Origin of the sequence: Pseudomonas sp. DD1 (assembly GCF_044510355.1) — a bacterium.
In the GTDB taxonomy this organism is placed as follows: Bacteria; Pseudomonadota; Gammaproteobacteria; order Pseudomonadales; family Pseudomonadaceae; genus Aquipseudomonas; species Aquipseudomonas shahriarae.
In genome coordinates this window covers 24,660-31,505 of sequence record NZ_MSAJ01000017.1, presented here as the reverse complement: position 1 = coordinate 31,505, position 6,846 = coordinate 24,660, and the positions used below count along the sequence as shown (strand labels likewise).

6 protein-coding genes are annotated in these 6,846 nt (G+C 60.6%); all 6 read right to left on the bottom strand.

Features of this window, described 5'->3' with window-relative positions; translation table 11 throughout:
- Window positions 1-88 (bottom strand): hypothetical protein (locus tag PSFL_RS13035; protein WP_397470145.1); only part of this gene is annotated, 88 nt, incomplete at its 3' end.
- Window positions 89-208: 120 nt separating this feature from the next.
- The gene (fkpB, locus tag PSFL_RS13030; protein WP_169959852.1) at window positions 209-646 is read right to left on the bottom strand and encodes an FKBP-type peptidyl-prolyl cis-trans isomerase; all 438 of its coding nucleotides are present in this window, start codon (window positions 644-646) and stop codon (window positions 209-211) included.
- Between the two features lie 7 nt (window positions 647-653).
- Entirely contained in the window at window positions 654-1,163 is a 510-nt protein-coding gene (gene lspA, locus PSFL_RS13025; protein ID WP_057958393.1) for a signal peptidase II, read from the bottom strand.
- Window positions 1,156-3,987, bottom strand: a complete 2,832-nt coding sequence (gene ileS, locus PSFL_RS13020; protein ID WP_057958392.1) for an isoleucine--tRNA ligase — start codon at window positions 3,985-3,987, stop codon at window positions 1,156-1,158. The genes lspA and ileS overlap by 8 nt, the downstream gene beginning before the upstream one ends.
- A 13-nt stretch (window positions 3,988-4,000) precedes the next feature.
- The gene (gene ribF, locus PSFL_RS13015) at window positions 4,001-4,939 is read right to left on the bottom strand and encodes a bifunctional riboflavin kinase/FAD synthetase (RefSeq protein WP_057441100.1); all 939 of its coding nucleotides are present in this window, start codon (window positions 4,937-4,939) and stop codon (window positions 4,001-4,003) included.
- A gap of 118 nt (window positions 4,940-5,057) precedes the next feature.
- Window positions 5,058-6,596 (bottom strand): murein biosynthesis integral membrane protein MurJ, encoded by a 1,539-nt coding sequence (gene murJ, locus PSFL_RS13010; protein ID WP_115129037.1) that lies wholly within the window; start codon window positions 6,594-6,596, stop codon window positions 5,058-5,060.
- Between the last annotated feature and the right edge of the window lie 250 nt (window positions 6,597-6,846).

Genomic DNA, 6,846 nt, shown 5'->3' with positions numbered 1-6,846 from the left:
CGAAGACTTCCAGGGCGCGATTGACGATTTCGATCGCCCGGTCCACCCCGGCGCAGAAGCCACGGGGGTTGGCGAGTTTGATTTGCATGCTGGGCCTCGTGTCTTTGTGGGAGCTGGTCTGCCTGCGATAGCAACGCCTCGGTGCAACTGGTACACCGAGGCGTTGCTATCGCAGGCCAGCCAGCGCCTACAGAACCGGTTTCGTCAGTTAGAGCGCTTTAACGTCGATGATTTCAACATCAAAGGTCAAGGTCTTGCCGGCCAACGGGTGATTGAAGTCGATGGTCACCTGAGTGTCATCGAAGGTTTTGACCACACCGGGCAGTTCGGTATTCGCCGCATCGTTGAAGATCACCAGCAAGCCTTCCGACAGCTCCATGTCCTGGAACTGCGAACGCGGGATGATTTGTACGTTCTGCGGATTGGGCTGGCCAAAGGCGTTTTCCGGCGGGATCTGCAGGTTGCGCTTGTCACCGGCCTTGAAGCCGAACAGTGCCGTCTCAAAACCCGGCAGCAGGTTGCCATCGCCGACCTTGAAGGTCGCCGGGGCTTTATCGAACGTGCTGTCGACCGTGTCGCCATTCTCCAGGCGCAGTGCGAAATGCAAGGTGACTTCCGTGTTCTGGCCAATACGTTGTTCGGCCAATACTTGTTCAGTCATTTACGGCTTCTCCGGGCTTGTTGCCCTTGAACATATCCAGCGCCAGCATGATTGCGCCAACGCAGATGGCGCTGTCGGCAAAGTTGAACGCCGGGAAGTAATGGCGGTTCTGCCAATGCACCAGAATGAAGTCGATCACATGGCCCAAGGCGATGCGGTCGTACAGATTGCCCAGCGCACCGCCCAGCACCAGTGCCAAGGCGATAGCCAGCCAGGTGTCATTGCGGCCAAGGCGCTTGAGCCAGACCACCAGCACCGCACTGACCACCACAGCGATCAGGGCGAACAGCCAACGCTGCCAGCCACCACCGTCAGCGAGGAAGCTGAAAGCGGCACCGGTGTTATAGGCCAGGGTCCAGCTGAAGTAGTCAGGAATCACCACGATCTGCTGGAACATTTCCAGGGTGCCCTCGAAGTGAGCCTTGCTGACCTGGTCGATGACCAGGACCAGCAAGCTCAGTACGAGCCAACCCAGACGTCCGAAACGGCTGGATTTAGGCATAGTGGCGAACCTCACCGGCACCGCTGATGTTGTCGACGCAACGACCGCAGATTTCCGGATGCTCCGGGTTCACGCCGACGTCTTCACGGCAGTGCCAGCAACGGGCGCACTTGGCGAAGGCGGACTTGACGACCTTGAGCTTGAGGCCCGGGACTTCGGTCGCGACCGCATCAGCCGGGGCCTGGGCGAAGGGTGCCAGGCTGGCCGTGGAGGTGATCAGTACGAAGCGCAGCTCGTTGCTCAATTTGCCCAGGTCGGCGGTCAGGCCTTCCTCGGCAAACAGGGTGACTTCGGCCTGCAGGTTGCCACCGACGGCCTTGGCCGCACGCTGGACTTCCAGTTCCTTGTTCACCGCAACCTTTACGGCCATCACACCTTCCCAATACTCGCGGCCCAGTTCGAAGTCGGCCGGCAATTCGGTCAGGCCTTCGTACCAGGTGTTGAGCATTACGGACTCGTTACGCTCGCCCGGCAGGTATTCCCACAGCTCGTCGGCAGTGAAGGCCAGGATCGGCGCGATCCAGCGCACCAGCGCTTCGGAGATGTGGTACAGCGCGGTTTGCGCCGAGCGGCGGGCCTTGCTGTTGGCGCCGGTGGTGTACTGGCGGTCCTTGATGATGTCGAGGTAGAAACCACCCAGCTCCTGCACGCAGAAGTTGTGGATCTTCGAGTAGACGTTCCAGAAGCGGTATTCGCCGTAGTGCTCCTGCAACTCACGTTGCAGCAACAGGGTACGGTCCACAGCCCAACGGTCCAGGGCGAGCATTTCCTCGGCCGGCAGGATGTCGGTGGCCGGGTTGAAGCCGGTCAGGTTCGACAACATGAAGCGTGCGGTATTGCGGATACGGCGGTAGGCATCGGCGCTGCGTTGCAGGATCTGCTCCGAAACGGCCATTTCACCGGAATAGTCGGTGGAAGCCACCCACAGACGCATGATGTCGGCGCCCAGGGTGTCGTTGACCTTCTGCGGCGCAATCACGTTGCCCAGGGACTTGGACATCTTGCGACCGTTCTCGTCGACGGTGAACCCGTGGGTCAGCAGCTCGCGGTACGGGGCGTGATCGTCGATGGCGCAACCGGTCAGCAGGGACGAGTGGAACCAGCCACGGTGTTGGTCCGAGCCTTCCAGATACAGGTCGGCGCGCGGGCCGGTCTCGTGACCCATCAGGTGCGAGCCGCGCAGCACGTGCCAGTGGGTGGTACCCGAGTCGAACCACACGTCGAGGGTGTCGCTGATCTTGTCGTACAGCGGCGCTTCGTCACCAAGCAGCTCGGCAGCGTCCAGCTTGAACCAGGCTTCGATACCTTCCTGCTCCACACGCTGGGCCACCACTTCCATCAGTTCGACGGTGCGTGGGTGCAGTTCGCCGCTTTCCTTGTTCAGGAAGAACGGGATCGGCACGCCCCAGTTACGCTGGCGGGAGATGCACCAGTCGGGACGGTTGGCGATCATCGAGTGCAGGCGCGCCTGGCCCCAGGCCGGGACGAACTTGGTGTCTTCGATGGCTTTGATCGCACGCTTGCGCAGGGTTTCGCCGGCGACAGGCTCTTTGTCCATGCCGATGAACCACTGCGCGGTGGCGCGGTAGATCAGCGGGGTCTTGTGGCGCCAGCAGTGCATGTAACTGTGCTTGATGGTTTCGGTGTGCAGCAGCGCACCGACTTCCGACAGTTTGTCGATGATCGGCTGGTTGGCCTTGAAGATGAACTGGCCACCGAAGAACTCCAGCGACGGCACGTAAACACCGTTGCTTTGCACCGGATTGATGATCTCATCGTTGATCATGCCGTACTTCTTGCAGATCACGAAGTCGTCCACACCGTAGGCGGGCGAGCAGTGAACCACACCGGTACCCGAACCCAACTCGACGTAGTCAGCCAGGTACACCGGCGACAGACGGTCGTAGAACGGGTGACGGAAGTTGATCAGCTCCAGCGCGGAGCCCGTGGTCGTGGCGATCACCGAGCCTTGCAACTCGTAGCGAGTCAGGCAGGCCTCGACCATTTCCTCGGCCAGCACCAGCAGGCGGTCACCGACGTCCACCAGGGCGTAGGTGAATTCCGGGTGCACGTTCAGCGCCTGGTTGGCCGGGATGGTCCACGGGGTGGTGGTCCAGATCACGATGGCGGCGGGCTTGGCCAGGCTTGCCAGGCCAAAGGCCTCGGCCAGCTTGGCGTCGTCAGCGATCGGGAACGCGACGTCGATGGTCGAGGACTTCTTGTCTTCGTACTCGACTTCCGCTTCGGCCAGGGCCGAGCCGCAGTCAAAGCACCAGTTCACGGGCTTGAGGCCCTTGAACACGAAGCCGCCCTTGACGATCTCGGCCAAGGCACGGATTTCCCCGGCCTCGTTCTTGAAGTTCATGGTCTTGTACGGGTTGTCCCAGTCACCCAGCACACCCAGGCGGATGAATTCGGACTTCTGCCCTTCGATCTGCTCGGTGGCGTAGGCGCGGCACAGCTCGCGGGTCTTGTCGGCGCCCAGGTTCTTGCCGTGGGTCACTTCGACTTTGTGTTCAATCGGCAGGCCGTGGCAGTCCCAACCCGGGACATAAGGCGCGTCGAAGCCCGAAAGGGTTTTCGAGCGGATGATCATGTCCTTGAGAATCTTGTTCAGCGCATGACCGATGTGAATCGTGCCGTTGGCATAAGGAGGGCCGTCGTGCAGGACGAATTTCGGACGATCCTTGCCAATCTCGCGCAACTTTCCGTACAGGCCAATACTGTCCCAGCGCTGCAGGATCTGCGGTTCGCGCTGTGGCAGGCCGGCCTTCATTGGGAAGGCGGTGTCCGGAAGGTTTAGCGTGGCTTTATAGTCGGTCATTTAAGGCTCTTCATTAGCGATGGGCGCTAGGTGCGGCTAGTGCACGGGCGGCGGCGACATCCGCATTGATCGCCGTTTTCAGCGCCTCCAGGGAGGCGAATCGCTGCTCTTCACGCAGCTTTTGGTGGAAAACCACCGTCAAACGCCGGTCATACAAATCCCCGGCAAAATCCAAAAGGTGAACTTCCAGGTGGGCCTTGCCATCACCTGCAACCGTTGGCCTGACGCCTATATTGGCGACTCCGGGCCAGGGTTGACCGTCAATATCGACACTCACCAGGTACACCCCGGTCAGTGGCACGCGACGGCGCTTGAGTTGCACGTTGGCGGTTGGCGTGCCCAGTTGGCGCGCCAGCTTCTGGCCGTGCAGGACCCGCCCGGCAATCCGGAACGGGCGACCGAGCAAACGCTCGGCCAAGGCGAAGTCGGCAGCGGCCAAGGCATTTCGCACCTGGGTGCTGCTCACGCGCAGGCCGTCCAGTTCGACGGTTTGCGCGGCTTCGACGGTAAACCCCTGGGTCACGCCGGCCTGCTGCAGGAAATCGAAATCCCCTACCCGGTCGCAACCGAAGCGGAAGTCGTCGCCGACCTCCAGATGCTGCACGCCCAAGCCATCGACGAGGATACGGTCGACGAACTCGGTGGCGCTGAGACTGCGCAAACGCTGGTTGAAGGCCAGGCACAGAACCCGGTCCACGCCCTCTTCGGCCAGCAGTTGCAGTTTGTCCCGCAGGCGGGCCAGACGGGCTGGAGCCGTCTCGGGAGTGAAGAACTCACGGGGCTGCGGCTCGAAAATCACCACGCAGCTGGGCACGCCCAACTCGACTGCGCGCTCGCGCAGCCGCGCCAGGATCGCCTGGTGGCCACGGTGAACACCGTCAAAGTTGCCAATAGTGGCGACGCAGCCCCGATGCTCGGGGCGCAGGTTGTGGAGACCTCGAACCAGCTGCATAACGCGCTTCTTGCTCATAAAGTGGTCGATTATAACCACACCCGGCCCCGGACGACAGGCAACAGCACAGGCCAAATGATCCGAATCGAAAAAACAGCCGGCTTATTGTTGATTGCGATCAATTCAGCGCCTTACGATTGAAATCCCGCAGGCGGAAGCCCAGCAGCAGCAACATGCCAAAGTAGGCGATCACCCCGGCCACCACCAGCAGGCCCAGGCGCAGGAATCGCTCAAGCATCTGCCCCTCGCCCCACGCCGGCATCCAGTGCATCAACCCCAGCAATACCGCCGACATCACCGCCACCGCCACCAGCAATTTGAGGGCGAACATGCCCCAGCCTGGCTGCGGCTGATACATTTTTTGTTTGCGCAATTGATAGAACAACAGGCCGGCATTGATGCACGCCCCGGCACTGATCGCCAGGGCCAGGCCCGCGTGAGCCAGCGGCCCGATGAAGATCAGGTTGAACAGCTGGGTGACCACCAGGGTGAAAATCGCAATTTTCACCGGGGTCCGGATGTTTTGCTGGGCGTAAAAGCCCGGCGCGAGGACCTTGATCACGATAATCCCCAGCAACCCCACCGAATAGGCGACCAATGCACGCTGGGTCATCAAGGCGTCGAACGCGCTGAACTGGCCGTACTGGAACAGCGAAACGGTCAGCGGCTCGGCCAGGATCCCCAGGGCCAGGGAGCATGGCAGCACCAGCACAAAGCACAGGCGCAGGCCCCAATCGAGAATACGCGAGTATTCGTGGCGGTCCTTGCTGGCATAGGTGCGGGCCAGGGTCGGCAGCAAAATGGTACCCAGCGCCACGCCCAGCACACCGGAGGGCAATTCCATCAGGCGATCGGCGTAATACATCCACGACACGGAACCGGAGACCAGCAGCGAAGCGAATGCGGTGTTGATAATCAGGGAAATCTGGCTGACCGATACCCCGAGAATCGCCGGCAGCATGTTTTTCATCACCCGCCACACGCCCGTATCCTTGAGGTTCAGGCGCGGCAGCACAAGCATGCCAATCTTTTTCAGGTGCGGCAGTTGATACAACAGTTGCGCCAGGCCACCGGCCAGCACCGCCCAGCCGAGCGCCATCACCGGCGGATCGAAGTACGGCGTGAGGAACAGGGCAAAGATGATCATGCTGACGTTAAGCAGGGTCGGCACAAACGCCGGCACCGAGAACCGGTTCCAGGTATTGAGGATCGCGCCCGCCAGGGAAGACAGGGAAATCAGCAATATATAAGGAAAGGTCACCCGCAACAGATCACTGGTCAGGGCGAATTTTTCCGGAGTGTTGGCAAACCCGGGCGCCGTGGCCCAGATAATCCAGGGCGCAGCGAGCATCCCGGCGACGGTCACCAGCATCAGCACCAGGGTCAGCAGGCCCGAGACATAGGCAATAAAGGTGCGGGTGGCCTCCTCGCCCTGCTGGGTCTTGTATTCCGCCAGGATCGGCACGAACGCCTGGGAAAACGCGCCCTCGGCGAAGATCCGCCGCAGCAGGTTAGGCAGTTTGAACGCGATAAAGAAGGCATCCGTGGCCATGCTCGCGCCAAAAATACGTGCGATGAGGGTGTCACGCACAAACCCCAGAACCCGGGAAATCATGGTGATCGAGCTGACGGCGGCCAACGACTTGAGCAGATTCATTGAAAGAGTTTTTGCCTATAGATAAAGAGCAGGCGAACAAAGCGCCTACTTATGCGATACTGCGCGCCTGCAACAGCACAGAGCCAAAGCTCGCGAGTTTACAGGTCAAGCGCCGGAAATAAATCACCCGCCTCTTCAGATCGACCACTCAGCAGTTCGCATCAGCCGCCCTTGACAAGACTTCAACTCATCGGCATGATTCGCGGCCTATTTTGTTTGCTATTTCCTAAAAAGTCTTTCGAGGAGCTCG